The sequence below is a fragment of the Myxococcales bacterium genome (genome assembly GCA_022184915.1).
GTDB lineage: Bacteria > Myxococcota_A > Polyangia > Fen-1088 > Fen-1088 > JAGTJU01.
The window spans coordinates 323,529-348,479 of the sequence record JAGTJU010000005.1; the positions used below are offsets into that span (position 1 = coordinate 323,529).

A 24,951-nucleotide genomic window follows, 5' to 3' on the forward strand; every position below is an offset into this window, starting at 1 on the left:
GGCCGACTGGTTCCCCGACCGGGCGGGGCCCATAGTTGTACAAGCGAAGTTGCACGCCGACAAGAGGTCAACGCTCTCCTGCGTCACTTCGCGTCCCGCAGGCCGTCCCGAGGCGGCAGCCGACCTAGACCCGGCCCCCCCACGACCAAAGCGGCCACCCGCGCCGCCTCCCCCGCGGCCTGTTGGGGCGTTTGGCCTCTTGCCAGCCCCAGAGTCAGCGTTACGGCGAAGCTGTCGCCCGCGCCCGTGGGATCCTCCTCGGGGACCGGAAGAACAGGCACCGAGAGCGTGGTGACCACCCCCCCGGCCCTCGGCAAAAACAAGGTGGCGCCTCGCCGCCCCTGCGTGAGCGCTGCAAGCACCCCCCGTGCGGCCAAAGCTGCCGCCAAGGCTGGGGCATCGGGGTGATCGTCCTCGGAGAAGCTGGCGACCTTGATGCTGGGGGGCCACGTGGCGAGCCAGTCCGCGGGCCAACGGGGGCTCACCTGCGCGCCTCGCCCCACGGTCCGCATGACCCCCTGAAGCCCGATCCCGACAAACGAAGCCTCGAGCGCCCCGACGAGCTCGCGAGGCGTTTCGTCAGCGACCGGCCCGAGGAACGCCGTCGGGCAGGACCGCCAGGCAGAAGGCACGTCATCCGGCAAGAGCGGGTCGGCCCGAACGGGCATGAGCAGATCGCGGTGGCCGTCCTGGTAACGCAACACGAAGGTGGTGACGCAAGCACCGGCCACGGGATGCACGTGAACGCCTGGCTCGGTAGAGAGCTCTTCGAGGAGCGGCCACGCAGGCGGGGCGCGCGTCACCACCCCGACAGTTTCCCCAAGCCGAGCCGCCACCCGGGCGCAGAAGCTCGCCGCTCCCCCCAGCCGCTCGGGGGCTCCCAGGCCCTGCCCCTGCACCCGGTCCAGCGTGACGTGCCCCAGTACGAGCAACGTTGGGGTCATGAGCCCACGCCCGCGAACGATCCGCTCACCCGGTCGCGCCGTCGGGCATCGCGGTCCCTCCAGGCTCCATGACGGACGGGGGTGCCGCGCTGGCCACCACCACCGGAGCTTGGCGGCGCTCGTCGCCCCGCCCTCGCCTTTCGATGACGGTCCGCCAGTCTACGGCCTCGGAAGGCGCCTTCAGGAAGATCTCGGGCTCGGGCAGCGCGAGCGCCGCGCGCAACACCTCGTCCATGTTCTGAACGGAGACGATCTTGAGGGCCTTGAGAACGCGTTTGGGCACGTCGCGCAGCTCCCGCACGTTGTCGCGCGGGATGACCACCGTGGTCACACCAGAGCGGTGCGCCGCCAGGAGCTTCTCTTTCAGCCCTCCGATCGCCAACACCCGGCCCCGCAGCGTGATCTCCCCCGTCATGGCCACGTCCCGCTTCACCGGGACCCGCAGCAGCGCCGAGACCACGGCCGTGGCCATGGTGATGCCGGCCGAAGGGCCGTCCTTGGGAATGGCCCCTTCGGGCAGGTGAATGTGAATGTCGGCGCGGTTGTGAAAGTCCACGTCGAGCCCCAGGGAGGGGGCCCGCGAACGAATGTATGAAAGCGCCGCCTGTGCGGACTCTTGCATGACGTCCCCCAGCTTGCCCGTGAGCACCAGCTTGCCGCGACCAGGGACGATCGAGACCTCCGTGCTGAGAAGATCGCCTCCGTAAGATGTCACGGCCAAACCGTTGCAAAGGCCGATGGCGTCCGACACCTCCGTGCGCCCCGCCCGAAAGCGGGACGGGCCCAAGAAGCGGGCCACGCGCTTCGGGGTGATCTTCCAGGAGGTGCGGCTTTTGTCGCTCACGTACTCTCGGGCGATCTTGCGGCAGATTGTGGCCAGCTCCCGTTCGAGGTTGCGAACGCCCGACTCCTTCGTGTACCCGTGAATCACGGCCCGCGTGGTCTCCTCGGGCAAGTCGATCGACAGGCCCCCCAGGCCGTTGTCACGCTGCTGCTTCGGAAGCAAATGCCTCTCGGCAATCGCAATCTTTTCGAACTCGGTGTAGCCCGGCACGGAAATGATCTCCAGGCGATCCTGCAGGGGCGCGGGAATGCCCTGCATGTAGTTCGCCGTGGCAATGAACATCACGTTCGACAGGTCGTACTCGAGCTCGAGAAAGTGATCGGCAAACGCCGCGTTCTGTTCGGGGTCGAGCACCTCGAGCAGCGCGGCCGAAGGATCGCCCCGAAAATCGGAGGACAGCTTGTCGACCTCGTCGAGCAACAAAACGGGGTTGTCGGTGCCCGACTTTTTTAGCGATTGGATGATCTTCCCGGGCAACGCCCCAATGTACGTCCGTCGGTGGCCCCGGATCTCTGCCTCGTCGCGAACCCCCCCCAGGGCCAGGCGAACGAAGTTGCGCCCCGTCGCCCGCGCGATTGACCGGGCCAAGGAGGTCTTCCCCACGCCGGGCGGCCCCACGAGGCATAAAATGGGCCCCTTGAGCTTCGTCACCAGCGACTGCACGGCCAGATACTCGAGAATGCGCTCCTTCACCTTGAAGAGCCCGAAGTGCTCCTCGTCGAGCACGTGCTGCGCCTCTCTCACGTCGATGTGCGTCTCGGTACAGTCACCCCAGGGCAGCGCCAGAATCCAATCGATGTAGTTACGGACCACCGCCGCTTCGGCGCTCATCGGCGCCATCATCTTGAGCTTCTTGATCTCTTTTTCGACCTTGCCTTTGGCCTCATCGGACAGGGCCTTGTGCCGCGCGCGCTCCTCGAGCTCGCTGATCTCGGACTTGAACTCGTCACGGCCATCGCCCTCGCGGCTCAAAGCCTGCACCTGGTCGTTGAAGTGCTGTTCTTTTTCGACCCGCTCGGCCCGTCGTTTGACCTTGGTGCGTATGCGACGCTCGACTTCGAGCACCTCGACCTCGGCCTTGAGCAGCTCGAAGAGCTTCGTCAGCCGCTCGAACGGGGAGACGGCTTCGAGAAGCTGCTGCTTGTCGCTCAGCTTCAGCGGCAAGTGCCCGATGACCGTGTCTGCCAGGGCCGCAGGCCCTTCGATGGTCTGCACGGACGCCAAGATCTCGGGCGTTACGCGCTTGTTGAGCTTGACGAAGGTCTCGAACGCGGACTGGACCTCACGCACCAGAGCCTGAAGCTCCAAAGGATCTTCCTCCGGCTCGGGCAAAGGTTCGACATCGACCACGAAGCACCCCTCGGTGCGCAAAAACCGCCGCACCACGGCCCGCCTGCGCCCCTCGACGAGAACCTTCACCGTGCCATCGGAAAGCCGGACCACCTGAATGATGCCCGCGAGGGTGCCCACCTCGTGTATGTCGCCAGGGCTCGGCTCCTCGGTGCCCGCTTGCCGCTGCGCCGAGAGGAAAATTTCCTGATAGCCCCCGGCCGACATCGCTTCTTCCAGCGCCGATAGCGACTTTTCACGGCCCACGAACAAAGGCACCACCTGGTACGGAAACACCACGATGTCCCTCAGGGGCAGAAGCGGTGCGGGGCGGATCCGGAGGTCGTCAGCCATGGTAGGCGCGATCGTAGCCCCGGGCGGGGGGTGGCCGAAATTTTCGTACGTGAACCTACCGAGACACGGTCGCCGCGGGAGCCACCCTCTGGACCGCCCCCCACCGCGAGGGCGCCCCACACACCTCTGGGGGGGCGTCCGCAGGGACCCCGGTAGCCTGAGGCACGATAGGGGCCGCAGGGGTCAGGGGTGCCACATGCCGCGCTCGGGCCGCGTTGCGCTTCCACAGCTGCCCCCACGCACCAACCGAAAGCACGTAGGCCAAAGACCAAAACAAGGACACGGCCAGCGCAACCCAAAGCCCGCGCCTGAGCCAGCGACCGGAAGTTCGTTGGCGCGTAAGCGGCCCCGCCTGAGCATCGGTTCGCATACGCCCCCTGACCGGGCTTCTAGCCCGTGCGCTCGCCTCCGGCGGCGGCTTGCCCCTTTTGGTACGTCACGAGCGGCTGGTGCCCGTGCTGGATCGTCTCTTCGCTGATCACGATCTCCTTGATGGGTGGCGAAGCCGAGGGAACCTCGAACATGAGATCCATCATGGCCTGCTCCAGGATGGCGCGCAGACCGCGTGCGCCCGCCTTGTGGCGCATGGCTTCTCCTGCGATCGCCGCCAGCGCGCCCTTGGCAAAACGAAGCTTCACGCCGTCGAGTTCGAGCAGCCTTTGGTACTGCTTCACCAGGGCGTTTTTGGGCTTCGTCAGAATGTCGACGAGCGTCTCCTCGTCGAGGTCGTGCAGGGGAGCCAGAACCGGCAAGCGGCCCACGAACTCGGGAATCATGCCGTACTTCAGCAGATCCTCGGGCTGCACCTCTCGAAGGAGGTCCCAAACCTTCCTCTGCTTCTGAGAGGTGATCGCGGCGCCAAAGCCGATCTGCTTTTTTCCGATCCGCTGCTCGATGATGTCTTCGAGACCCACGAAAGCCCCACCACAGACGAACAGGATGTTCGTGGTGTCCACCTGCAGAAATTCTTGCTGGGGGTGCTTACGTCCGCCCTTCGGAGGAACGTTGCACACCGTTCCCTCGAGGATCTTGAGCAGCGCTTGCTGCACACCCTCACCAGAGACGTCGCGCGTGATCGAGGGGTTTTCTCCCTTGCGCGCGATCTTGTCGATCTCGTCGATGTAGACGATGCCGCGCTCGGCCTTTTCGATGTCGTGATCGGCATTCTGCAGGAGGGAGACGATGATGTTCTCGACGTCCTCGCCCACGTAGCCCGCCTCGGTGAGGTTCGTGGCGTCGGCGATGGCGAAGGGAACGTTCAGAATGCGGGCGAGCGTCTGGGCCAGCAACGTCTTGCCCGAACCGGTCGGCCCCAGCAACAGCACGTTGGACTTGCCAAGCTCGACTTCGTCGTCGGTCGCGACCTTGGCCTCGATCCGCTTGTAGTGGTTGTGGATGGCCACCGACAGGATCTTTTTGGCCCGATCCTGACCGATTACGTATTCATCGAGGATCGCCTTGATCTCGGCGGGCTTCGGCACCGAGGTGAAACCGAACCCCTCGGATTCCTTCTCGATTTCCTCGGCAATGATGTCATTGCACAAGCCGATGCACTCGTCACAGATGTACACCGTGGGGCCGGCAATCAGCTTCTTGACTTCCTTCTGGCTTTTGCCGCAGAAGGAGCAAGACAAGCTTCCGTGTTCTTCTCGTTTCCTATCAGGCACCAAGACAAAACGGTAGCACGACCCCGGCGCAAGGGGTAGGGCGGCTTCTGGAACCCGCCCCGCCCACAGGCTGCCTTCGGGCGCCCGGCCGTCTCAGCGCGCCTTTTCCTCGGCCTTCTTCTCGATGACGGCGTCGATGAGGCCGTACTCTTTGGCCTCGATGCCGCTCATGAAGTAGTCGCGCTCCGTGTCGTTCTTGATGCGGTCGAGAGGCTGCCCCGTGTGCGACGCCAACAGGTTGTTGAGGGTGTCGCGGGTGCGCAGGATCTCGCGGGCGTGAATGTCGATGTCGGTCGCCTGGCCCGAAAACCCCCCCAGGGGCTGGTGGATCAGGATGCGCGAATGCGGAAGCGCGTAGCGCTTGCCCTTGGCGCCTGCGGAGAGCAGGAACGCGCCCATCGACGCCGCCTGGCCCATGCAGAACGTGGCCACGTCGGGACGCACATATCGCATGGTGTCGTATATCGCCAAGCCCGCCGTGACGAGACCACCCGGCGAGTTGATGTAGAGCATGATGTCCTTGTCGGGATCTTCGCTCTCGAGGAACAACAGCTGCGCGATGATGATGTTGGCTATGTCGTCATTGACCTGGGTGCCCAGGAAGACGATCCGGTCTTTGAGAAGCCGGGAGAAAATATCCCAGCCTCGCTCGCCCCGATGCGTCTGCTCGATTACGGTCGGGATGATGTAGTTGCTAATGGTGGGGGGAAGCGCGTCGAATTCTTTGCGGGACATCATGGTGTTCGTCTCGGCCTTTTCGTCTCGACCCCGAGTGTACCATCAGCGCGGCGCGCCCGCCCCCTCGGCCTCGGAACCAGCGCCCGAGGCAGCAAGCCGCTCCGCCTCTTCGGCCGATACATCCTCGATTTTCGACTGGGCGAGCACGAGGTCGAAGGTCTTTTCGTCCTGAATTTGGCGCCGCAGATTCTGGATGCGGCCCGAGCGCTCGAGGTCCGCGCGCAGCTTCTTGGCGTTCTCCTGGCGAGACGCCGCGAGCTCCGCGATCTTCTTCTGGAGGTCGGCGTCCGAAACCTCGATGCCTTCGCGTTCGGCGATGGCGCCGAGAAGCACCGAAGCGCGGGCCTGTTCCGCGGCCTCGGGCATGGCGTCGGCCAACATCTTCGACTCGTCGACCCCACTGGCACCGGGCTCGATTCCCAGCATGGAGAGCTGGACCTTGAACTGCTCGACCATCGACCGTGCGTATCGCTCGACGAGGGAGGGTGCGATCGGGAAATCGTTGGCCTTGACCAGTCCCTTGACGACCTGACCGATGAGCTCGTTGCGGATCCGCTGCTTGTCGGCCTCTTCGAGGCGGGCGCGGATCTTTTCCTTGAGACCCTCGAGGGTGTCGGCCTCGCCCGTCTCCCTGGCCAGGGCGTCATCGATGACCGGAACCTTGCGCGCGCGGACCTCCTTCACGGAGATCCTGAGGGCCACGTCCTGGCCCGCGAGCTCCCGCATGGGGACGTCGTCGGCGATCTTGTAGCGCAGTTCGTGCTCTTCCGCGTTCACCGGAAGGCCTCGCAGCTGCGCGGCGAGCCCCGGTAGAGGCTCCCGCGTGGTGTCGGCCAGATCCACGGCTGCGGTGCGACGTTTGATTTTGTGGGGGCCAACCTTTCCCGAGACCTCCACGAGGACCAGGTCGTCGTCGCTGCACGTCGTTCGGTCGCCTTCCACGGGGAGGAACTGCGTGAGTTGCCGCTGATGCTGCTCGAGCGCCTGCTCGATTTGGCTGTCGTCCACCTTGGGAGGGCGTCGCTTGAGGGCGAGGCCGCCGTAGTCCCGCGGCGTCACGTCCGACTTCACCTCGACCAGGGCCGAAAACTTGAAGGGCACACCCGCCTTGAGCTCCAGCTTGTCGACCCGAGGGGGTGCTACGGGAGCGAGCTGCTTGTCCTGGATCGCTTGCCCGAGCGAAAGTTCGATGATTTCCCGCGCGACCTCGTCTTCGATGCGCGGCCCGTAGAGCTGTTCGAGCACTGCGCGCGGCGCCTTGCCGGGCCGGAACCCCCTGAGGTTCACCTGGCGACGCAGTTGAGTGTAGGCCCGCTCGAGTCGCGGAGCCACGTCGCCCCATGGCACCTCGAAATCGACGCGCTTCTCGACGGGGGAAATGTCTTCGATGGAAAGCTGCATGGGAAGGGGTGAGTTTATTCAGGACGTCCGCGCCGCCGTCAACTGGGGCCGCACAGGGGGCTTTGCGACGCGTCATCAGCCTTTCGGCTTGCGCCGCTCGCCCCGGTCGTACACCATACCGCCCTTACATGTCTGCAGGAGGCTTCACACTTGGCGATCGCCTCGGGCTGAAAGTGGCGGAATGCCGCGTTCGCGGTTGCACCCGCACGTGGACGGACCTGTCCGCGAACCCAGCCCTGGCCGAGGCGACCACAGGCGCTGACGAAACCCGCGGCATGTGCGAACCGTGCCGCCGGCGATGGGCGAAGTTGAACGATCGCGAAATGGCGTGCGCCCGGCCGGGCTGTGAGGGCACTTGGCATTGGTCACGCCAGGCGCAGCTCGAAAACCAAGCCGCAGGCCGGCCGGAGCCGAGCCATTTCTGCGGCAGCTGCGAGCAGAAGCTCAAGGAGCTCGAGCCCGTCGAGACCGTCTGCGCGGTGCCCGAGTGTGGGCGGGCCGCGCGGCTCACGCCCAAGCAGCAGCTGCTCGGCGAAACCGGCGCGGTGGAGAGCAAGCCTGGGGGCATCACCCTGGCAGGAGCTCTCTGTAAGCGGTGTGCAGAGAAAGCCCCCCAACTGGACGACGTCCAGGTGGCTTGCGGCATCCAGAAGTGCAAACGCACCTGGACCTGGAAGGCTGACGAACAGATTTCTGCGTTCGCCTCGGGCAAACCGAGCAATGCGCCTCGCCGGATGTGCGAACCCTGCCGGGAGGCCTTTGGCAAGCTGGCCGACCGCGACGTGCGTTGCCGCGCTTCCGGATGCAAGCGCGCCTGGGTGTGGACGCGCGCGCAACAGCTCGACGCCTGTGTTGCCGACAAGCCGGCCCCCAAACCGCCCGCCCACCTCTGTGAAGAGTGCTTCAAGATCTGGAGCGGCCTCAAAGACACAGAGCGGCCTTGCCGCCGCTCGGGGTGCAAGAACACCTGGATCGAGAAGCGTGGGGCTCAGCTGGCCCGCGCTTTGCGGGGCAAAACGGGCGAGCCCTACCCTCAATTCTGCGCGTCCTGCACGAGCCAAGTCGCGGCGCTCCAGGACCGCCAGGTGGGGTGCAAGACCGAGGGCTGCAAGAACACCTGGACGTGGTCGGCGCAACAGCAGTTCCTGGCCGGGGCACGCCCCGACCTTCCCGAAGCGGCGTCTGAAAAGGCCGAGGCCCCCTCTGCGGCCTTCGCTTTACCCGGCCCCGAGCCGGTACGGACCGAGCCCACCGACGAGGGCGAGGCGGAAGAGGCTGTCGCCGTGGAGACTGTCGCCGAGGACACCGGCGCCACGCCCGTCATGAGGGCCGAGGACGTTTCCGAGGCGGGAGCCGAAGCAGGCTCTGAAGACGGCGCCGAGGAGGGGCCGGCTGAGGCGCCTACTTCCGGTGAGGCCGCTCCGGCGGGGAAGAGCAAGAGGCGGAGGCGGAGGCGGCGACGTCACCAGATCCACGCCCCGAGCCGCCACTGTGGGTTTTGTTCCGATTTTCTCTCGAAGCACAAAACCGTGGAGCTCCCCTGTGCCAGCTGCGGCACGCCGATTTTCTGGCCGCCCGAAAGCCAACTGCAAACGGCCCTGGGCAACTGGGAAATTCCGAAGATCTGCGGGGCCTGCAAGCGTGACGTGACCGAGGCTGAAAGGCAAAAGGCGCGCAGTGAGCTCATCGAGCACGCCCAGCGCGCGGGAACGGCCGAAAGCGAGACAGGCGTGGGTGCGGAATCGACTCCGGCGGAGCCGAGCTCCGCTACCGAGTCGGACGTCGCCGCGCCCGCTGACCCGGTCGTCGCCTCAGAACCCAGCCCCTGAGTGGGCTTCAGCCGCCGAACAGGCGGGCCACGAGCGGCACATCGGCCGGCGGCAGCGGAAGAGCGCTCACGCCGGCGATCGGCACCCAGCGCACATCTGCGACTTGCACAGCGACAGGCTGGCCCGAGATGATCTCGCAGGCGTAAAGGAGCATGTAAAGGTCGAAGTCGTCGTACGCGTGGAACGCCACGTCCACCACGCGCCCCACCGCCACCTCGCAGCCGAGCTCTTCCTGGATTTCGCGGGCCAGCGCCACTTCAGGGCTCTCGCCCGCCTCGATCTTGCCGCCCGGGAACTCCCAGCACAGCGGCTGAGCCTGATCGGCTCGTCGCTGCGAGAGCAAGACGGTGTCCCCTTGGCGGATCAGCGCCGCTACGACCAGAACGCGGGATCGCATATGCGTTCAATGCCCAATTTCGACCGAATCTGCAAATTCGGTCGGGCGTCGACCGGCTGGGCCCTGGTGAGGACCCGTCGCCTTCTGCCCGATACGTTCGATGCGCTCGAGCAGTTCTTCGAGCTGGAAGGGCTTGCTGATGCAAGTGGTGGGGGAATCTTCGAGGAACCGACGCGCCTCGGGCGCGAAGACGCCCCCCGTGATGAACAAAAAGCGGTCGGCCAGCTCGGGGTAAAGATCGCGCACCACCGCGAACAGCTCGGCGCCCGACATGCCGGGCATCTGCAGGTCGCACAAGATCACATCGAAGTTGCGGTCGGTGGCCAAAAGCTCGAGCGCCTCCTGGGCCCCTGGGCGGGGCACGAGATCGTGGTGATCGATCAGCATGCGGCGGTAGGCCTTGAGGAGCAGGGTCTCGTCATCGATCGCCAAGACCCGACGCCTCCGGCCCGAAGCGCTCTCGAGCCGGGGCAGGTTCGGGTGCGGGGATGTTGAGAGGTAAGGCAAGCGGACGCGAAACAGGGCCCCTCGCCCCACCTGGCTTTCCGCAGTGATCGCACCGCCCAGCGACTGCACGATGTCGCGGCAGATGGGCAAGCCCAGGCCGGTCCCCACGCCCCGGGGTTTCGTGGTGAAGAACGACTCAAAGATGCGCCCCATCACCTCGTCGGGAATACCGGGGCCGTTGTCCTGCACCTCCACGACGAGACCATCCGCGGTGTCGTAGCTACGGACCCACAACCGGTTTCTCTCGGGTCCCCCTTCGCACATCGCATGCGCCGCGTTCAGCACGAGGTTCAAAAACACCTGGCCGAGCCTTGCGGCACCGCCCGGGACCGAACGTTTGGCCCGAAGATCCCGCACGACGGTGGCACGATAGCGAAGCTCGTTGCGCAACATCGAAAGCGCCGACTCCATCGCGGCGTTCGCATCCGTGGCCACCTGCGTGTCGTCGTCGATTCTCGAGAAGGAGTGGAGGTCCCGTACGATGCGCGCGATGCGGGCCATACCTTCCTTCGACTCCTGGAGAATGCTCATCGCCTCGAACAACAGCTCCTGTGCACCCGAGCGACGCGCCACCTGGGACTGTGTCGCGACCTTCGCATCCACCGTCTGAAGTACGGCCATGACGGCGTCGAGGTTGTGAAGCACAAACGAAGCCGGGTTGTTGATCTCGTGGGCAACCCCGGCCGCCAACAATCCGATCGAAGCGAGCTTCTCTGATTGCAGGCGTCGCAGCTCCTGATCGCGCGCGTCCGTGACGTCACGGACCTGTAACAGGACGCGATCGCCCGTGGGGTGCGCGGCCACCATGAACTGGCGTTGGGTACGGGTCATCCCGAGTTCGACACGAGACCCCGCGACCCTTGCCTGCCGGGCGAGCGCTACCAAACCCATGTCGGCCAGGCTACGCCCAGGCTCTGATTCCGCACCCCCGCGCAACCTTTGCCCTGCGGTGTTCTCGATGACCACGGTCCCCTCATCATCGAGCAGAAGTACGCCGTCTTCGATGAGGTTGACGGTTTCGCGAAGCGTGTCGCGTTCCCGGCGCAGCTCATCGACCAACGCAGCGACCTTGCGTGTGTTCTCCACCACCTTGATCTCGAGCTCGGAGTTGTGGCGTCGGAACTCGGCGGCCACCCGCTTGGATCGCGCATTGAACTCGACGCGGGCCACGATCTCGGGGCCCGACGCGCTCTCCTGCACGAAGTCATCGATGTCGCACGAAGCTGCGGCGCGGGAAGCGCCAGGCAGGGGAAGCGACGGTACGATCATCACCAGGGGCACGGGGGTCAATCCGGGGCTCTTGGTGAGCTTCGCGCAAACGGCCGACGCCCCACCGCCGTCGAGTTCAGCGTGGAGCAACAAGACGTCGATGGGGACCGGCCCCGTGAGCTCCCTGATGACACTCTCGACGTCATCGCACGTACGCACGTCGTGAGAGGCACACGCAAGCACATGCGTGAACCGGCGCTGGAGAACGTTATCGGAAACCGCGATGAGGGTTCGCGCCATGTCCTACCGCCCGGGAGCTAGCGAACCAGCACCCAACAGGCGGCCACCTTCGCCGACCCGCCGACCAACACCCAAGTCTTCGTATGTCTAAACATCATGAAGTCAAAGCTCGTGGCTTACGCCGTGGGCATCTTCGCCCCTTGTGCGGGGGTGAGGCAAGATTGCTCACTCGTTTAGGTGTTCTCGTCGGATGAAATCGGCGCACGCACGCACACGCCCCCACGAGGGCACAAGGGCGACGCGGACCTCGCGAACCGGGCTGTCGTATCGAAGTGCCCCGGGCCCTCTTAGGCCATTCGAATCGGAAACAAATTCGAAATGTACGGAGTTTTCTGCGTGCGAGAGCCTCGAGGGCAGACGAGACGGGGCCTACCCACATGAGCGGCCACTCAAAGAGGTCACGCCAGGGTTCAAGAGTGAAATTTGGCCTGTCGATACGATGATCATGGATGAACTGGCCAGCGAGCAAACGCCCACGGCGCGAGTTCTCTACGTCGACGACGAGCCGAACCTGTGCCGCGCGTTCTGCCGCATCTTTGGCAATGAACCAGGCCTGAGCGTGCACACCAGCACGTCGCCCCAACAGGCACTCACCTTGGTCGCTGCCGAGCCCTTCGACGTGATCGTCTCCGATCTGCGGATGCCCGAGATGGATGGAATCGAGTTCCTCACGAGCGCGCGTCGGCATAGGCCGGAGGCCCGACGCTTGTTGATTAGCGGCTACGCCGACTTCGAGACCGCCCTGGTGGCCATCAACAAGCTCGGCGTGGATCGGCTTTTGACCAAACCCTGGAACACCTACGACGTGGTCAGCGCCGTTCAGTCGGCAGCCGAGCACGTCAGTCTGCTGCGGGAGAATGCCCGGGTCCAAGAGGAGCTTCGGCGCAAGGCCCGCGAGCTCGCGCGGGTGAACCGCCACCTCGATCGCATGGTGGAAGAGCGGACCAGCAACCTTCTCGACAGTTTGGTCTCCGCGCTCGATCTCCGAGATTCGGAGACTCAGTGGCATTCGCGCCGGGTGGGGCTGTACGCGCGGCGGCTGGCCACGGAGCTTGGCATCGCTGACCGCGAGCTCGACGACATCGAGCGGGGCAGCATGCTTCACGACATCGGGAAGATCGGCGTTCGCGATGCCGTGCTGCTGAAACCTGGGCCCCTCGACGCGCAAGAGTGGGTAGAAATGAAGCGGCACCCGGCGCTCGGCTTCGAGATGCTCAAGGACATCTCGTTTCTGGAGCGGGCGCGCCTGATACCGCTTCAGCACCAGGAGCGCTGGGACGGCTCGGGCTACCCCGGAGGGCTCAAGGGCGAACAGATACAGATCGGCGCACGGATCTTCGCCGTGGTGGACACCTACGACGCGATCACGAGCAACCGCCCCTACCGCAAGGCACGGCCCTACGCGGTGGCCCGCGCGGAGATCGAGCGCTGCGCAGGCACCCAGTTCGACCCGAAGGTCGTCACCGCTTGGCTCCGCATCGCGGAGGCCGAGTGGCACCAGATCCGCCGCAGCTTCGAAGCGCGGGGCGCAGACGACTGAGTCCGCTTGCTTGGCCGCTCAGAGCTGGTCGATTTTGGCGGCCAAGATGAAATCGTTTTCCGAGAGGCCCCCGATGGCGTGGGTCCAGATAGTCACATCCACGAGGGAATACTGGACCGAGAAGTCGGGGTGATGGCCCTCGCGCTCGGCAAGGTCGGCCATGCGGTTGACGAACGCCAGGGCCGCGACGAAATTCTCGAACTCGAAGCGACGCTGCAGCCTGCGGTGATCCACCACGCGCCACGCAGCCACCTTGGGCGCCAAAACGGCAATCTCTTCGGCCGTCAGTTTGGGAACACCCCCCTCACACGGAACACACTTTTTTTGATTGAGCTCCATCCCGTCCTCCGTGCGGCCGAGGTTAGCAGTTCGGACCCCCGTTTCACCCGCGCAGGCCTGGCCTCGCCCGCTTGCGCCTTGTGCGGCGCTCTGGCAGGGTCTTCGAGGTATGGCAACGGCGGTCACCCAGGGCATTCGCGTTACGGTCAAGAGCCAGTTCATCGCGGACCGGTCGGCGCCGCGGGACAAGCGCTTTGCGTTCTCCTATACGGTGACGATACGCAACGAGGGGAGCGAGACCGCCCAGTTACTGAGTCGTCACTGGACCATCGTCGACAACGAAGGCGGGGTTCAGGAGGTCAAGGGCGAGGGGGTCGTGGGCGTTCAACCCGTGCTCCGTCCGGGTGAGAGCTTCGAGTACACGAGCTGGTGCGTGATCCCTACCCCCTCGGGCTCGATGCGCGGCACGTATCAGATGGTGCGCAGCCAGGGCGAAAAGTTCGATGCCGAGATCGCGCCCTTCCGCCTGGGGCTGCCCCTGACCCTGAACTAGGGGACCAGAGGGGACGACCAGAGGGGGACGACCAGAGGAGCAGGCCGGCGTCGACGCCGGGCCGCGCAGCCGTTAACCTGCTCACCGTGCGCATCCTGACCGGCACGAGCGGTTTTTCGTACCCCGCGTGGAAGGGCAGTTTTTATCCCGAAAAGCTGCCGGCAAAGAAGATGCTCGCCTCCTACGCGTCCCAGCTCCTGGCGGTGGAGATCAACAACACCTTTTACCGCATGCCCAAATCGGCCGAGCTCGCGGCCTGGGCGGAGCAGACGCCGGAAACGTTTCGCTTCGCCCTGAAAGCGCCCCGGCGCATCACCCACATCCGGCGGCTCGTGGACGCCCAGGACGACGTGGCCTATTTCGCCCAGGCGTCGTCCGCCCTGGGAAAGCGCCTTGGCCCCGTGCTGTTTCAGCTTCCGCCCTTCCTCAAGTGCGACGTGAGGCGGCTACAGGAGTTTCTCGACACGCTGGGGGGCCAGGCGCCGGAGCTCGCCGCTGCGTTCGAGTTTCGCCACGAGAGCTGGTTCGTGGACGAGGTGTTCGACGCGCTCGCGGCACGGAACGCGGCGCTGTGCGTAGCCGACGGGGACGGCCTGACGACGCCCCTCGTGGCCACCACGTCGTGGGGGTACCTTCGCCTTCGTAAAGAGGGGTACGCGGCCGAAGACCTCGCGCGGTGGAGCGCGCAAACCCGGACCCAGCCCTGGTCGGAGACGTACGTGTTTTTCAAGCACGAAGACGCCGGAGTGGGTCCTGGCCTGGCCCGTGCGTTTCTCGCCGCCACCTGACGCCTCTGCCGGCGGCTGAGCGTCAGCCTCTCCCATGTGGGTCTGTGTAAGAATTTCTCTTACGTACCGGGAGGCTCTATACTCTCCCCATGGCGGCGCGCTCGATCGCGAAAGGGAGCATCTCATTCGGCTTGGTGGCCATTCCGGTCCGGCTTTACCCGGCCACCCAGCCGCACGCAGGGATGTCGTTCAACCTGCTCGACAAAGAGACGGGGAGCCGCCTCAAACAGCAGTACGTGCGCGCGACCGACGGGCAGATCGTCGAGCGGTCACAGATGGTGAAGGGCTACGAATTCGCCAAGGGCCAATACGTCACGTTCACGACCGAGGAACTCAAGTCTCTCGAGGAGCGGGGAAGTCAAGCGATCGAGATAGACGAGTTCGTTCCCCGGTCCGCTGTCGATCCCATCCACTACGACAAGCCCTACTACCTTGGCCCCGAACGGGGGGGCGAGAAGGCGTATGCCTTGCTCAGCAAGGTGATGACCGAGACGGATCGCGTGGCCATTGCCCGCTACGCCGCGCGCGGCAAACAGTACCTCGTGATGCTCCGCCCGGCGCAGCAGGGGCTGGTCATGCAGCAGCTGCTCTATGCTGACGAAGTGCGTCCCATGAGCGATGTGCCCCTGCCGCAGGTCGAGCTGAAGATGGGCGAGCTTCAGCTGGCGCGGCAGCTGGTCGAGCAGATCTCGAAGCAGACCTTCGAGGTATCTGCCTACAAGGACGAGGTCCGCGAGCGCATCAACGCCGACATCCAGCGCAAGGTGGAGGGCCACGAAATCGAAACGCTGGAAGATGAGGCTGCGCCCGCGCAGGTCATCGATCTCATGGAGGCACTCAAGGCCTCACTGGCGGTTCACGGTGGGGCAACGGATGACGGCAGCCGTCGTCCCGCCAAGGCCTCGGAAGCGCCAGCGGAAAAGCCGGCCAAGCGGGCCCGCGGCCCCGCGAAGGGCTGAGCGCTCGGGCGCCTGCGGGGCCCGAGCCCGCGTGACCTGAAACGACCCACAGCTTGTCCACAGGGTGAGGTCGTCGAAACCGTTCGGGTTTCAGTCCCAGGACGGCACACCGAGTTTTTTGTGCTCCCTTTGTGGGGCCGGGTATTATCATCGGGCCGCTCATGTATTCAGTCCGGAAGGTGTCTAACGTGCTCGGCGTGCCGCCCGACCGCCTTCGGTCGTACGTGAAGGCCGGCTTCGTCACGCCCGAGCGTTCCGAGGACGGAGAGCTCACCTTGTCGTTTCAAGACATGGTGCTCGTCAGGAAGGTGGAGGGGTTACTTGGGGCGCAAATTCCCGCACGCAGGGTTCATCAGGCCATCCGCCGACTGCAGGCCGCCTTCGGCAAAGAGCGCAAGGTGACGGGGCTCAACCTCGAGGTGGAGGGGGACCGGCTCGTGGTCGACGAGGGCGACTCTCGTTGGGACCCCGATTCGGGACAGATGTTCTTCGATTTCGGGACGCACCGCGCGCGGCGAGACGCACTCGACACGAACATCGCTCCCCTGGCCTTGGCACGCGAGGACAGCAAGCCGCAAGCCTCCCTTGGGAATCGCAACGTCGAGCCTGCTCAGCGTCCCGCTGGCTCGAGCGCGCAGGAGCACTTCGAGCGGGGCTGCCGTCTCGAGGATACGGACGATACGGCGGCGCGCGAGGCCTATCAGGCGGCCATCGAGCTCGAACCCGGTCACGCGGACGCGCAGATCAATCTCGGACGCCTTCTTCACGAATCCGGACACCCCGAGGCCGCTCAGCGGCACTACCGGGTAGCGCTGTCCGTGCGCCCTGACGACCCCACGGCCTGCTTCAACCTGGGTGTGGCTCTCGAAGACACAGGGCATCGGGCGGAGGCCATCGAGGCTTACGAAGCGTCGATCGGGATTGATCCCTCGAACGCAGACGCCCACTACAACCTGGCCCGGCTGCTGGAGCAGCTCGGGCGCCCCGAGTCGGCCGTTCGCCACCTGCTCATTTACCGGCAGCTGACCAAACGGCGTTGAGGCGCTTGGGCGCGGATCATGAGCGGGTCCGAATCGCCGCCCTCAGGCCGAGCCTTCGATCTCCAAGGTGGCTCTGAAGCCTGCCGCGGGGGTGACGTCGCAGACGCGTGGGCAGCGCAGATTCGGCCTCGGGTCAGTCTGTGCATGATCGTACGCGACGAGGCTACGAACCTCCCGCGTGTCTTGCGCTCCGCCGCGCCGTGGGTTGGCGAGATCGTGGTGGTCGATACCGGCTCCCAGGATGAGTCGCCTGCCATCGCAGCGGCCTACGGCGCGCGCGTCGTGCATGACCCCTGGCGGGACTCCTTCGCGCACGCGCGAAACACGTCGCTCGCGCAGGCCAGCCTGCCCTTCGCGCTGCTGCTGGATGCAGACGAAGAGCTGGTGGTGACGGACGCCCCGGCCTTCGCACGGGCCCTGACACAGGGGGTGCTGGCCTACGCGGTAGACTGCCATGATCAAAGAGACGATGGGGGTGTTTCGATCGCCCCGCTCTTGCGCCTGTTTCGCCGGGATCGGGAGGACATGCGATTTCACGGTGCCGTTCACGAACAGCTCACCGCCGTCGCACGGGGCAACGTGAGCGTTGCACACGCCCCCTTCATGCATTTCCTTCACGCTGGACATACACAGGCCGTCGTGAGGGGACGCGACAAAGACGCCCGCAACCTGAGCTTGGCGCGCAAGCAGGTCCAAAGCAGCCCCACCGACCCGTTTGCCTGGTACTGCTTGGGACAGGCGCTCGTCACCGCGCCCTCTTCCTCCCGGCTCACAGAGGCGCGCCAGGCGTTCTCGCAGGCCCTCTTCCGGCTGACCGCCGCGCACGAAGGCGAGGCGTTCGTCGTGTCTCTCTTCGCAAGCCAGGCCAGCACGCTGCAACAACTCGGGCTCGAGCCCGAGAGGCAACGCACGCTGGACGCGGCCGTCGCCTGTTATCCGAACAGCCCGGATCTGCGCCTGGCTCGCGGCAACTACGCTTTGTCGCAGAGCGACTTCACCGCCGCGGAGACCGACTTTCGTGCATGCCTCACGCCAGCCGCCGAGGCGTTCTTCGTGCGGCTCGATCCCGCGGCCACCGGCGCGCGGGCCTTGACCCAGCTCGGGCTGTGCCTGGTCAAGCAGCAGCGCTTCGACGAGGCGGTCGTCACCCTGTCGCAAGCCAGCGCCCTGGCACGGCCGGGCGACGATTTGGCCCGCACGGTATTGGCCAAACTGCTAGAGATGGCTTCCCGCCGGTCAAAGCCACCGGCGGCTGAGGACGACCGTGACTGACTTTCCCCTCTCCTCGATGACGCTGGTGGTGCCCACCGCCGGCGCGATGCACGCGGTGGGAGCTCGCCTGGGTGCCGCCCTCGACACGGGCGACGTGCTTGCCCTGACGGGCCCGCTCGGCAGTGGCAAGACGACGTTGTGTCAGGGCCTGGCGGCGGGGCTCGGGGTGCCGGCCAGCCGGCAGGTGGCGAGCCCCACGTTCGCCCTGGTGAACCTGCATCCGGGGCGCGTACCGTTCGCCCATGCAGATCTCTACCGCCTCAAGAGCGAGGCGGAACTCGAAGAGCTGGGGTTGGAGGAGGCGATGGAAGAAGGCGTTACCGCCATCGAGTGGGCCGAACGCTTCCCCTCCTTGCTGCCACCCGACCACCTGAGTCTTCAGCTGTTCATCGAGCCGGACGGCGCCCGTACTTTGGTGCTGGGGGCGCAGGGCCCACGGAGCGCGGGCCTACTCGCGCTGTTTCGGGGAGAAGAGGAAGCACCCCTGGTCTGAAGCGAAGGAGCGCGTGGTCACCGCGGCACGACAGGACACGCGTGCACCGGCTCGAGGGCTGGGGCTGCGCCGTTCCCTGTGTTCCGGACTGGTAGGACTCACGCTGGGCGTGGGACCGCATGCGCAGGGGTGGGCCCAGACGGGTGCAACACCCGCGGCGGGGGCCAAGGGCCAAGGGGACGACACGAGCGCCTGGCCGCAGGTGCTGGAGGGCAGCGTGCTGGCCACGTCGATCTGCAGTACATGGGTGCTGTACGACGAGGCCCGCGGGCCCCGCGCCCGCTGGGGTACGGAGGCGCGGGTGGCGCTCATCGGCGGTTCGGCCGTGTTGGGAGCGGGCCTGGGTGCATGGCTGTGGAGCGTGCGGCCGGTGGCGCCGGCACGGGCCGCGTTTCCGCCTTCGCTGGCCCTGTGGACGGGCGCCGCCACGGGCCTGCTCGTGGCCGGGCTGACCTCGAACGAGGCGCGCCGGGACGAGTTCGGTCTCTTCGGGGCGGCGCTGGCGCTGGAAGCGGGTGCCGTGGCCGGAACGGCGTTGGCGCGCTGGACGCAACCTTCAGGTCGCGAGGTCATGGCTCTGCACGTCGGCGCGGCGGCGGGCGGCGCGCTGGTGGGAGGCGCAGCCTGGGGGCTCGAGGGCTTCCGCGCACCCGGTGACGCGCAGCTGGTGTGGGTGGGGACTGCCGCCGGGATCGTGGCGGGTGGCTTGCTCGCGTGGCTGTGGCAGAGACGCTGATCCGACGCGAGCGTTGAGGGTCACGGGCGGCACAAATGCGAACGCCCCCGGGCACGGAAGGCACGGGGGCGTTCGAGAACGACGGTGACGAGACTTAGTTGCTCAGCAACTTGAACTCGATGCGCCTGTTCTGCTCGCGACCCTTCTTGGTCGCGTTCGGAGCGATGGGCTGGTCAGGACCGTAGCCGTTGGCTTCGATGCGGGAAGGCTCGATGCCTGCCGAGACGAGGTACTCCTTCACTGAGTCGGCCCGATCGTGCGACAGCTTCACGTTGAAGTCGTGATCGCCCTCCGAAGAGGTGTGGCCGGAGATCTCGATGCGCAGATCCGGGTACTCCTTCATCACCTTGACCGCGCCGGCAAGGACCTTGAACGAGGTCTTTCGGATGGACGCCGAGTTCACCTTGAACTGAATGCCCTGGATGACGCCCGTGAACTTCTGAACCTCCTTCGGCAATTCATCCGGACAGCCGTCGTTGTCCTGGAAGCCGTTCTTGGTCTCGAGCTCGGCGGGGCACTTGTCGGCGGCGTCGAGCACGCCGTCGTTGTCGTTGTCGGGATCGGGGCAGCCGTCTTCGTCCTGGAACCCGTCAGCGTCTTCCGCTTCCGTGGGACACTTGTCGGCCGAGCCGACGAGCCCGTCGCTGTCTTCGTCGACCTCGGGGCAGCCGTCTTCGTCATCGACGCCGTTGCGGGTCTCCGCTTCGGCTGGACACTTGTCCAGTCCGTCGGCAATGCCGTCGCCGTCGTTGTCGGGATCGGGGCAGCCGTCTTCGTCCTGGAAGCCGTCCATGTCCTCGGCCTCGCTCGGGCACTGATCCTCGGGGTCGAGGATGCCGTCGCCGTCCGTGTCGGCGGGGGGAGGAGGAGGCGGCGGCGGAGGTGGCGGTGCCCCCCCCAGCTTGACACCGAGGCCCAAGAGGAACTCGAAGCTCGGCGTGACCCCTCCGTCGTGGTAGTCCGGCAGCCACGAGGCCCGCGCATCGAAGCGCGCCAGGAACCTCTGGGTGAAGTCGAATTTGACGCCCGCACCTGCGTGGAAACCGAGATCCACGTCGGTATTCTCGATGCCGCCCAGTGTGGGGCTGCCGTCTGTGGAGGCGATCTGGCCGAGGTTGAGACCGGCCAGCACGAAGGGCCTGAACTTCCCGAGCTGCGCCACGTGAGCGAGCGCATGCAAACGGTAGATCATCACGAAGGTGTCGAGATCATCGATCCGATCCACCGTGGGAATTCCGGAGGCTTCCGCTTCCAGTCCCATCCAGGGCAGGAAGTTGAGTGCCAAACGAAGACCGAACTGGACCCCGTGGTCGGGCGCGCGGCCGGGGACGTCGGGCACGCCGAGTTCCAGGTCCTTTCCGAAGATGTGGTAACCACCGAAGATGCCCCCTTCGAACTGAAGGCCCGTGGACGGGGCTTCGGCGGGCGCTGGAGGTACCTCTTCGACAGAGGGAGCATCAACCTCGGGCACCTCCTCGGTTGACGGTGCCTCGACGCTGGACTCGGCAGGGGGCGCCTCTGTGGCGGGCCCTTCGGGATCTGGGGCGGCTGCTTGTGCGAGTGCCAATGAACCCGGGTTCATCAACAACACGCCAAAGGTTGCGCTCAAGAAGATTGTATTTTTCGTACGTCCTTGCATTCCACCTCTCCGACGGCTTTAGGGGCCCAGAGTATATCCACGCTGCCGCCGCGCGAAAGTTTTCTTGGCCGGAGTTGGCGAAACACCAGCAAACCAAGTCGTGTCACGTGATTTTTGTGTGATGAAAACGAAACGAAAAGGCTCGTCCCGGCATGAGGCCCTGCCTCGCAACACCTCCCTCACTAGACTAACGTGCAGTGAGCCGCGCCATGAGACTGCTGCGATCGTCCTATGCTGACCGTCCCCCGCGGTCGCCGACCGGCTGGGGGCCTGTGCGGGCGGGCGGGGGCAAAACGACGTGGATTGGGCTGGTGGCATGCGCCTGCACGTTGCTGGCGATGGCGTGCGCGAACCCCGTTGCCAAGCCTGCCCACCCCGAAGGCGGAGCGGCGTCTGGGCAGACGGCGGCCCCCCTCGTCCTTTCCGTGGTGGGCACGAATGATTTGCACGGGCACCTCGAGACGTTGCCCGTACTTTCGGGCTACGTGGCCAACTTGCGGACCCGCCGCGCGGAAGCGGGCGGGGCCGTTTTGCTGCTCGATGCGGGGGACATGTTTCAGGGCACTTTGGCGTCGAACCTCGCCGAAGGCCAACCCGTGATCGAGGCGTACAACCACCTCGGCTACGCGGCCGTCGCGATTGGCAACCACGAGTTCGATTTTGGCCCCGAGGGCCCCGCGGCGCTTTCCACCTCACCCACTGAGAATGCACGAGGCGCTTTGTTCGCGCGGGCCCGCCAGGCGCGCTTTCCTTTTCTCAGCGCCAACGTCGTGGAGGAAGGTTCGGGGCAGGCCCTCGACGCCGACAACGTTTTTCCTTCTCGGCTGCTTCGGATCGGGGCGGTGAACGTGGGCGTCGTCGGGGTGACGACCGAGGCCACACCCCGGTCCACCTTGGCGCGCAACTTCGCGGGCCTGCGCGTGACGGCGCTGGCCGACGCGATCATCGCCGAGGCTCAGGCCCTACGGGAGGCTGCCGCCGAGGTCGTGATCGTGCTCGCCCATGCGGGCGCAGCCTGCCAGCACCTCGACGACCCCAAAGCGATCGACAGCTGCCGCCCGGAAGCCGAGATCTTCGACGTGGCCCGCGCCCTTCCGCCCGGACTCGTCGACGGGATCGTAGCCGGGCATACCCACGCGGGCGTGGCCCACGAGATCAACGGCATCCCCATCATCGAAGCCTTTGCCTACGGCCGCGCCTTCGGAAGATTCGATCTGGTCTTGAACGCGCGCACGCGGCGGCCCGAGAGACACCAGATCTTTCCCCCCGCAGGATCTTTGCCGGCCTCGGCAGGACATACGCGCGGACCCTTGTGTTCCCTATGCCTACGAAGGCCGCGCGGTGCAGCTCGACGACGGCCTCGTTCGCATCGTGGCCCGCGCCGAGGAGGAGGTTCGACCCATGGCTCGGCAGCCCCTCGGGACCATCGCGCAAGCACCCATCGCGCGCGCCTACGACCGAGAATCTGCTTTAGGTAACCTGTTTGCGGACCTCATGCGTGCCGCCCGTCCGCACGCGGACGTGGCGCTCATCAACGGGGGAGGGCTGAGACAGGACTTACCCGCGGGCCCGCTCACCTACGAACACCTCTTCGAGGCCATGCCCTTCGACAACACCTTTGCCCAAGCGCATCTGACGGTGGGCGAGCTGGCGCTGACCCTGGCACGCAACCTCGAGCGCCAGCGCGGCTTCTTGTCGGTCTCCGGCGTGAGCGTCGAGGCTCGCTGCGAGGGGAGGAAGGTGTCCGTGAAGCTTCTGCAGCAGGACGGCACACCCCTTCCGGACGAGCGCGAGCTCAGCGTCGTCACGAACGACTTCCTCGCGACCGGCGGTGATGGCTCGTTCGGAGGTACCCCCTTCGTCATCGAGCCAAGCCCCACCATTCGCGACGAGATGGCCCGCATCCTGCGCGGGCGGGCAGAGCCGCTTCATCCCGCCGATCTCTACGATCCCGCGCATCCCCGGACCCGCCTTCCTCGCACGACCGGGTGCCTCGATTGACGGCGCGACTCACGAAGCGGGCACGTGCAAGAGCATGCCGGCGGCTTCGAGCGCCGCCTTCGTGCCCGTGATCGCCAGAACATCGCCCTCCGCCAACGCCTCTTGACCCGTGGGGATCACGATGGCGCCTCCGGGGCGGGTGATGGCCAGCACCGTGGCGCCCGTGAGCCCGCGGAGATTGAGCTCGGTGAGGGTCTTGCCTACCGCCTGGCTGCCCGGCTCGATTCGTAGCGGGACGGGTGCGCCCAAGCCCGGTAGCGACTGCTCGACGATGCTGAGATCCTCGGTGTTGCGACGGGTCCGCTTGTCCTCTTTGTCGGCCCCCTGGGCGGCGAGCACCTCCACGATGACCTGGGCGCCTGCGCGCACGTGGCCCTGAAGATTCGTGGCGCTTCGCCAGAACGCCACGGTGAGGACGGCAAGGACGATGAGCAGCACGGCGGCCCCCTGAAACGCGGGTAAAAAAGGCTGTGTGATGGCGATCAGCGGTGCCCCAACGGCCAGCACCACGGCCAGCTGCAGCGTGACCACGAAGGCGCGGCGAGGCGCGGCGGCCAGGTCCAGTTGCCCCTGACCCGCGCGCGGCAAGGCCATCTCAGCCAGGTCCAACCCCAAGTTGCGGGCCTGCCTTACGAGGCCCAGGCAGAACGGAACCCCAAGGACGACGGCGCCCGCGATCACCACCACCCTTGGCATGAATGCGTGTCCCCCGAAGAGGCCCTTGAGCCTGAGGGCCAAGGGTTCGAGCGCCAACGAGGTGCCGATCACCAGCGCTCCCAAGGCGACGGCATCGATGATGAGAAAGCCCACGCGCCGCCGCAAGCGACGCCCCCGCGTTTGAGGACGCGAAGGCGAAGCCAGGCGCTCGAACCAGGTGCCGTAAAGCGAACAGAAGGTTTGCAACGGGGGCGGCAGCCGTTCGTAAAACCGGGCAGAGGCGGGCCCCGAGGCCCGAACGAGCATGGGCGTTAGCAATGTGGTGACCACCGAGACGGCCACGATGACGGGGAAGAGAAAGGGGCGCACCACACCCAGGGTGAGTCCAAGGCCCACGAGAATGAACGAGAACTCCCCGATCTGCGCCATGCTCATCCCCGACTGCACCGACGTCCGCACCCCGTTGCCGGCCAGGAACGCCGCAAGCGAAACGGCCACGAGCTTGCCCACGAGGACAACCCCGGTGAGCACCAATACCCCTCCCCAGTTGGTCACCACCAGCTTGGGATCGATGAGCATGCCCACCGAAACGAAGAAGATGGCCGCGAACATGTCCCGCACGGGTTTGACCAGCCGTTCGACCCGGTGGCCAGCGCCGCTCTCGGAGACCAGCGACCCGGCCAAAAACGCCCCCAGCGCCACCGAATACCCGAAGCTTTGCACGAGCAGCGCCATGGCGAAGCAAAGCCCCACGCTGGCCACGAGGGTGGTCTCGGCGCGGCCCAGGCGGACGACAAAACGCATGAAGCGGGGCACGACCAGCATGCCCACGATCAGCACGACGAGGAGGAAGCCCACGAGCCGACCGGTGGTGAACGCCAAAGTGCCCATGGTGTCGTCCATCGAGCGCGCCTGCCCGGAGACCACGGCGGGCAAGGTGGCAAGCAGCAGAATCGCGATGAGATCCTCGAAGATGAGCACGCCGAACACCACGTCGCGAATGCGCTCGTCCACCTTCTGCTCTTCGAAGGCTTTCGCGATGATGGTCGTGCTGGAGATGGAAACGGCGGCTGCTGTCAGCAAGGCTTCGGGCGCCGACCAGCCGAAGAGCCTGGCCGCGACGAAGCCAAGCCACATCATAACGCTCACCTCGATGCCCGCCACGGCCGCGATGCCCAGCCCCTTGCGGAGGAGCCGCCTGACACTGAACTCGAGGCCGAGAGAGAACATCACCAGGATCACCCCCAGCTCGGAGAGGGTCTCGATGATGCCTTTGTCGGCAAAGAGGGGCATGGGGAAATGCGGCCCCACGACCAGGCCCGCCATGATGTACCCGAGCACCACGGGCTGTCTGAGGCGCTGAAACACCACGGTGGTCACGGCGGCCACGCACAAAACGAGGGCCAAGTTGGTCAGAAAAACGTGGGGACCGTGCACGGGCCGAGTATCGGGTCACGCCCCGGGACCGTCCAGAT

At 65.9% G+C, this 24,951-nt stretch carries 21 protein-coding genes; 11 read left to right on the forward strand and 10 right to left on the reverse strand.

Annotated features, from left to right (window positions below; genetic code table 11):
• Positions 1–83: 83 nt before the first annotated feature.
• From KA712_19885 to tig, 5 genes are all read right to left on the reverse strand, one after another.
• Positions 84–944: a carbohydrate kinase gene (locus KA712_19885; GenBank protein MCG5055229.1), complete on the reverse strand. Its 861-nt coding sequence runs from the start codon at positions 942–944 to the stop codon at positions 84–86.
• Between the two features lie 25 nt (positions 945–969).
• Positions 970–3,471, reverse strand: a complete 2,502-nt coding sequence (gene lon / locus KA712_19890) for an endopeptidase La (protein ID MCG5055230.1) — start codon at positions 3,469–3,471, stop codon at positions 970–972.
• A 389-nt stretch (positions 3,472–3,860) separates the two neighbouring features.
• Positions 3,861–5,138, reverse strand: coding sequence for an ATP-dependent Clp protease ATP-binding subunit ClpX (clpX, locus tag KA712_19895; GenBank protein MCG5055231.1), 1,278 nt, complete (start codon positions 5,136–5,138; stop codon positions 3,861–3,863).
• A gap of 93 nt (positions 5,139–5,231) precedes the next feature.
• Positions 5,232–5,873: an ATP-dependent Clp endopeptidase proteolytic subunit ClpP gene (gene clpP, locus KA712_19900; protein MCG5055232.1), complete on the reverse strand. Its 642-nt coding sequence runs from the start codon at positions 5,871–5,873 to the stop codon at positions 5,232–5,234.
• A gap of 45 nt (positions 5,874–5,918) precedes the next feature.
• Positions 5,919–7,277, reverse strand: a complete 1,359-nt coding sequence (gene tig, locus KA712_19905) for a trigger factor (GenBank protein ID MCG5055233.1) — start codon at positions 7,275–7,277, stop codon at positions 5,919–5,921.
• Positions 7,278–7,585: 308 nt separating this feature from the next.
• Between tig and KA712_19910 the strand changes: the two genes are divergently transcribed.
• Positions 7,586–9,106 (forward strand): hypothetical protein, encoded by a 1,521-nt coding sequence (locus KA712_19910; GenBank protein MCG5055234.1) that lies wholly within the window; start codon positions 7,586–7,588, stop codon positions 9,104–9,106.
• 7 nt (positions 9,107–9,113) lie between these two features.
• Here KA712_19910 and KA712_19915 read toward each other — a convergent pair whose 3' ends face one another.
• Positions 9,114–9,503: a (deoxy)nucleoside triphosphate pyrophosphohydrolase gene (locus KA712_19915; GenBank protein ID MCG5055235.1), complete on the reverse strand. Its 390-nt coding sequence runs from the start codon at positions 9,501–9,503 to the stop codon at positions 9,114–9,116.
• Between the two features lie 6 nt (positions 9,504–9,509).
• Positions 9,510–11,519 carry a response regulator gene (locus KA712_19920; GenBank protein ID MCG5055236.1) on the reverse strand — a complete coding sequence of 670 codons (2,010 nt, stop codon included), beginning with the start codon at positions 11,517–11,519 and terminating at the stop codon, positions 9,510–9,512.
• A gap of 445 nt (positions 11,520–11,964) precedes the next feature.
• Between KA712_19920 and KA712_19925 the strand changes: the two genes are divergently transcribed.
• Positions 11,965–13,059, forward strand: a complete 1,095-nt coding sequence (locus tag KA712_19925; protein MCG5055237.1) for a response regulator — start codon at positions 11,965–11,967, stop codon at positions 13,057–13,059.
• Between the two features lie 18 nt (positions 13,060–13,077).
• Here the strand turns inward: KA712_19925 and KA712_19930 are convergent, their stop codons facing one another.
• A complete protein-coding gene (locus tag KA712_19930; protein MCG5055238.1) occupies positions 13,078–13,398 on the reverse strand; it encodes a 4a-hydroxytetrahydrobiopterin dehydratase in 321 nt (106 codons plus the stop codon).
• Between the two features lie 109 nt (positions 13,399–13,507).
• On the opposite strand from KA712_19930, the gene apaG reads away from it, so the two are divergent.
• The 7 genes from apaG to KA712_19965 all read left to right on the forward strand — a co-directional run bounded on the left by apaG (position 13,508) and on the right by KA712_19965 (position 19,179).
• Complete coding sequence (gene apaG, locus KA712_19935; GenBank protein MCG5055239.1) at positions 13,508–13,891, forward strand: Co2+/Mg2+ efflux protein ApaG; 384 nt, start codon at positions 13,508–13,510, stop codon at positions 13,889–13,891.
• An 86-nt stretch (positions 13,892–13,977) separates the two neighbouring features.
• A complete protein-coding gene (locus tag KA712_19940; GenBank protein ID MCG5055240.1) occupies positions 13,978–14,679 on the forward strand; it encodes a DUF72 domain-containing protein in 702 nt (233 codons plus the stop codon).
• An 89-nt stretch (positions 14,680–14,768) separates the two neighbouring features.
• On the forward strand, positions 14,769–15,638 hold the full coding sequence (locus KA712_19945; protein MCG5055241.1) for a Ku protein: 870 nt from the start codon (positions 14,769–14,771) through the stop codon (positions 15,636–15,638).
• Between the two features lie 161 nt (positions 15,639–15,799).
• Positions 15,800–16,678: a tetratricopeptide repeat protein gene (locus tag KA712_19950; protein ID MCG5055242.1), complete on the forward strand. Its 879-nt coding sequence runs from the start codon at positions 15,800–15,802 to the stop codon at positions 16,676–16,678.
• Positions 16,679–16,696: 18 nt separating this feature from the next.
• On the forward strand, positions 16,697–17,950 hold the full coding sequence (locus KA712_19955) for a glycosyltransferase (GenBank protein MCG5055243.1): 1,254 nt from the start codon (positions 16,697–16,699) through the stop codon (positions 17,948–17,950).
• Entirely contained in the window at positions 17,943–18,443 is a 501-nt protein-coding gene (gene tsaE / locus KA712_19960) for a tRNA (adenosine(37)-N6)-threonylcarbamoyltransferase complex ATPase subunit type 1 TsaE (GenBank protein MCG5055244.1), read from the forward strand. The genes KA712_19955 and tsaE overlap by 8 nt, the downstream gene beginning before the upstream one ends.
• A gap of 13 nt (positions 18,444–18,456) precedes the next feature.
• Positions 18,457–19,179 (forward strand): hypothetical protein, encoded by a 723-nt coding sequence (locus tag KA712_19965; GenBank protein MCG5055245.1) that lies wholly within the window; start codon positions 18,457–18,459, stop codon positions 19,177–19,179.
• A gap of 94 nt (positions 19,180–19,273) precedes the next feature.
• On the opposite strand, the gene KA712_19970 is transcribed toward KA712_19965, so the two are convergent.
• The gene (locus tag KA712_19970) at positions 19,274–20,788 is read right to left on the reverse strand and encodes an OmpA family protein (protein ID MCG5055246.1); all 1,515 of its coding nucleotides are present in this window, start codon (positions 20,786–20,788) and stop codon (positions 19,274–19,276) included.
• A gap of 239 nt (positions 20,789–21,027) precedes the next feature.
• Between KA712_19970 and KA712_19975 the strand changes: the two genes are divergently transcribed.
• Entirely contained in the window at positions 21,028–22,296 is a 1,269-nt protein-coding gene (locus KA712_19975) for a metallophosphoesterase (GenBank protein MCG5055247.1), read from the forward strand.
• Positions 22,220–22,819: a 5'-nucleotidase C-terminal domain-containing protein gene (locus KA712_19980; GenBank protein MCG5055248.1), complete on the forward strand. Its 600-nt coding sequence runs from the start codon at positions 22,220–22,222 to the stop codon at positions 22,817–22,819. Before KA712_19975 ends, KA712_19980 begins: the two co-directional genes overlap by 77 nt.
• Before the next feature lie 9 nt (positions 22,820–22,828).
• Here KA712_19980 and KA712_19985 read toward each other — a convergent pair whose 3' ends face one another.
• Positions 22,829–24,913 (reverse strand): cation:proton antiporter, encoded by a 2,085-nt coding sequence (locus tag KA712_19985; protein MCG5055249.1) that lies wholly within the window; start codon positions 24,911–24,913, stop codon positions 22,829–22,831.
• Between the last annotated feature and the right edge of the window lie 38 nt (positions 24,914–24,951).